Source organism: Promineifilum sp. (SeqCode) (genome assembly GCF_041918635.1).
GTDB lineage: Bacteria > Chloroflexota > Anaerolineae > Promineifilales > Promineifilaceae > Promineifilum.
In genome coordinates this window covers 1-2844 of record NZ_JAYRVJ010000260.1, presented here as the reverse complement: position 1 = coordinate 2844, position 2844 = coordinate 1, and the positions used below count along the sequence as shown (strand labels likewise).

At 62.3% G+C, this 2844-nt stretch carries 4 protein-coding genes; all 4 read right to left on the bottom strand.

Annotated elements, in window-relative coordinates:
- Nucleotides 1-217: 217 nt before the first annotated feature.
- The gene (locus tag ACE3UY_RS08735; RefSeq protein WP_374687158.1) at nt 218-715 is read right to left on the bottom strand and encodes an SRPBCC domain-containing protein; all 498 of its coding nucleotides are present in this window, start codon (nt 713-715) and stop codon (nt 218-220) included.
- Entirely contained in the window at nt 699-1052 is a 354-nt protein-coding gene (locus ACE3UY_RS08730; RefSeq protein ID WP_374687157.1) for an ArsR/SmtB family transcription factor, read from the bottom strand. Before ACE3UY_RS08730 ends, ACE3UY_RS08735 begins: the two co-directional genes overlap by 17 nt.
- A 161-nt stretch (nt 1053-1213) precedes the next feature.
- Nucleotides 1214-2254: a phosphotransferase enzyme family protein gene (locus ACE3UY_RS08725; protein WP_374687156.1), complete on the bottom strand. Its 1041-nt coding sequence runs from the start codon at nt 2252-2254 to the stop codon at nt 1214-1216.
- 30 nt (nt 2255-2284) lie between these two features.
- Nucleotides 2285-2764 carry a ClbS/DfsB family four-helix bundle protein gene (locus ACE3UY_RS08720; RefSeq protein WP_374687155.1) on the bottom strand — a complete coding sequence of 160 codons (480 nt, stop codon included), beginning with the start codon at nt 2762-2764 and terminating at the stop codon, nt 2285-2287.
- Nucleotides 2765-2844 lie beyond the last annotated feature (80 nt).

Genomic DNA, 2844 nt, shown 5'->3' with positions numbered 1-2844 from the left:
TTGCGGGTCGGTCATCACTGTGAACAGCAAATCGCGCGGCGCGTCAAACATGCGGGTGATAACGAGCTCCTGCTTGCCCGGCTCTGCGATCACGGTTAACTTAGACATGGTTCTTTCTCCTTGAGCGTTAAGGACGCCAAGAACGCAAATAGATTTTCTTTGCGTTCCTGGCGATCTTTGCGTGAGCCTCTTTCTCTTAATCTGCGCAATCTGCGGATTACCCTTCTTCCCCGGCCAGGTACGCTTCCAGCCGGTCGAGCGTCTCGTTCATCCCCTCGACCGCGCCCATCGCCAGCACCGTATCGCGCTCTTCGACCGTGGCGAACAAGCTACGGCTGACGACCTTCGTCTTGCCCTCATGCTCGAAGAACTCCACCGCGATCACCATCTGCGGCAGCGCCGGGTTCACGTTGCCCTCGGCGTCGGAGAAGGCATCGACGTAGACCAATCGCTCCGGCGGAACGATCTCGCGGTAAGTCGCCTTACCCCAGGACTCTTCGCCTTCAGGGCCGCGCATGCAGTAGTGCCATTCGCCGCCCGGCCGCAGGTCTACCGTGCAGACCGGCAGCGTCCAGCCCTTCGACCCCCACCAGTGGGCGAGGTGCTCCGGCTCCGTCCAGGCCTTGAAGACCAGTTCGCGCGGCGCGTTGAAGACGCGCTCCATGACCAGTTCCCGCTCGGAAACGTCCGTCGTCGCTTCATTCACCTGATTCATCACCTTTCTCCTTCTGTTGTAATTCGGCCAAGTAGTCGTCGAGGCGGTCGAAGCTCTCGCTCCAGAAGCGCTCGAACTCGCTCACCCAGGTGTGGATGGGTTTGAGCGCCGCGCTGTTCAGCCGGTACAGCCGTTGTTGCCCATGGTCGCGCACGCTGACGAGGCCGACCTCTTTGAGGACGCGCAGGTGCTTGGAGGCTTGCGGCTGGCGGATGCCGAGTGACCGCGCGATGTCGTTGACCGACAGCTCGCCCTGGGCGAGCAGGTTGAGGATGCGGCGGCGCTGCGGTTCCGCGACGGCGTTGAAGACATCGGAGGTGGTTGCCGAGCGTGCCATATAGATATTATATTCCTATATGGGAATATGTCAAGGGGGAAGATAGAGGCTAGGTTCTAGGGGCTAGGGGACGAACGCTCATTCCTAGAACGTTTGCAGCAAAGGGTAAATTCAGTTCATCACGAGACTGGGGGAAGACGTTCTTCCCTAGCCCCTAACCCCTAGAACCTAGCCCCTAACAAAGCGATCTCGACCTCGCAGTGCGGCTCGAATTGGCTCTTGAGCCAGCGGAGGGCCTGGGCGCGGTCGGGGGTGGGGCCGGTGGTGGCCAGGATTTGCTCGCAGAAGGCGGCGATGTCCTGGACGATGCGCTCGCAGCGGTAGTAGGTCAGGGCCGCCGGATCGACGGCCGTCGCCCCATAGCCGCGGTAGAACCAGTCGCGCTCCTCCGGCTGGTTCCGGCCGAGGTTGCCCGCGCCTACGAACATCAGGTCGCGCTCCTTCGGCGCGAGGAGGGCCGTGTCCCAATCCACCACGTACAGCGTCCCGTCCTGACCGATCAGGACGTTGCCGTTGTGGATATCGGCGTGGCACAGCACCCATTCCCTCGTCATATCCCCAACAAAATCTGCGTAATCTGCGAAATCTGCGGATGATTTCTTCGATCCATGTGCCAATTGCTCCGCGGTTTCGACCAATTCGCGCACGGTATCGGCGTTGGCCCGCAAGAACGCAGCCAACTCGGCGGCGATAGGGTCATCATACGTTTCACCGACTAGCGCCATGTAGCCCCTGACCTGCTCGCGCCACTGTGGCGAGAAGGACTCACGCGGCAGAGCGCGCCGCAGGTCGGCGGGCAGGGGGGCGGCGTGGATGCGTTGCAGTGTCGCGCCCAGTTCGACCCACTGGCGCTCCGACAGCGTGACCTCGTACCCGTCCGCGCCGGCCACGAATGGATAGAGCGTCACGGTGAACGGTTCCAGCGCCGTCCACAGCCCACCGCCGGCAGCGCGCAGCGGTGGGATGATGTGTTCGACGCCCTGTTCGGCCAGGAAGGCGGGGATGCGCACGCTCAGTTCGTCCAGTGGGCCGCGCCGGAGTTTCAGGAAGTAGGCGCGGCCGTCGTCCGCCGCGGCGCGGTAGACGGCTGAGTTCACGTCCGCGCCGAGGGGCAGGAAGTCGAGTTGGGCGGCGCGCAGGCCGTAGGTGTCGTGGAGGTGGGCGATGAGGTGGGCAGTGGGGATGCCGGGTGGTTCTAGCATGAAGAGGAAGAGATCCGCAGATTTCGCAGATTACGAGAATGCGTCGCGGTGTTCGACGTGATGCTCGTAAGAACCTTGCAGTACGTCAAGGAGAGCGTGGCCGTTCAGCCACGGGTATTTCGCGGCGTCCTGCAGGTCGCTTTCGGGCAGCGCCTCGGCCAGTTGCAGGAGGCGGAGAAAGCCGGTGCGCCATGCCTCGTGGACGCGCAGCCAGGGCTGTTGGCGGTAGGTCTCGTGGATGGTGGCGTTGAACTGTTCGAGGTCTTCTTCCGCGTCCGGGTCCGGCCCCGTCACCCAGTCGGGCATGATCGGCTCCTGTCCGCGCCGGGCCGCTTCGAGGCGGGCGATGGAGAGCTGCTGCCAGGCGTGCAGGTGGCCCAGGACATCCTTGATAGAGAGACCAGATGATTGACGGGCGGTGAGTTCGGTTTCGGTGAGGACGGCGAGGTGGGTTTGCCAGTAGTTGAATTCATCGGTCAGCAGCGCAAGTGTTTGTTGTTTATCGCTCATAGACGACTCCTCAGACCTTACTCTGGTTCAGCCAGGAAGTTTAGCACTTCTCGTAAAAAAAGGTCGGGCGCGGTGTACAT

Bases quoted from the DNA above. Each gene is read 5' to 3' on its own strand.
- ACE3UY_RS08725 (WP_374687156.1), bottom strand. From the start codon at position 2,254: ATGCTAGAACCACCCGGCATCCCCACTGCCCACCTCATCGCCCACCTC.
- ACE3UY_RS08730 (WP_374687157.1), bottom strand. From the start codon at position 1,052: ATGGCACGCTCGGCAACCACCTCCGATGTCTTCAACGCCGTCGCGGAA.
- ACE3UY_RS08720 (WP_374687155.1), bottom strand. From the start codon at position 2,764: ATGAGCGATAAACAACAAACACTTGCGCTGCTGACCGATGAATTCAAC.
- ACE3UY_RS08735 (WP_374687158.1), bottom strand. From the start codon at position 715: ATGAATCAGGTGAATGAAGCGACGACGGACGTTTCCGAGCGGGAACTG.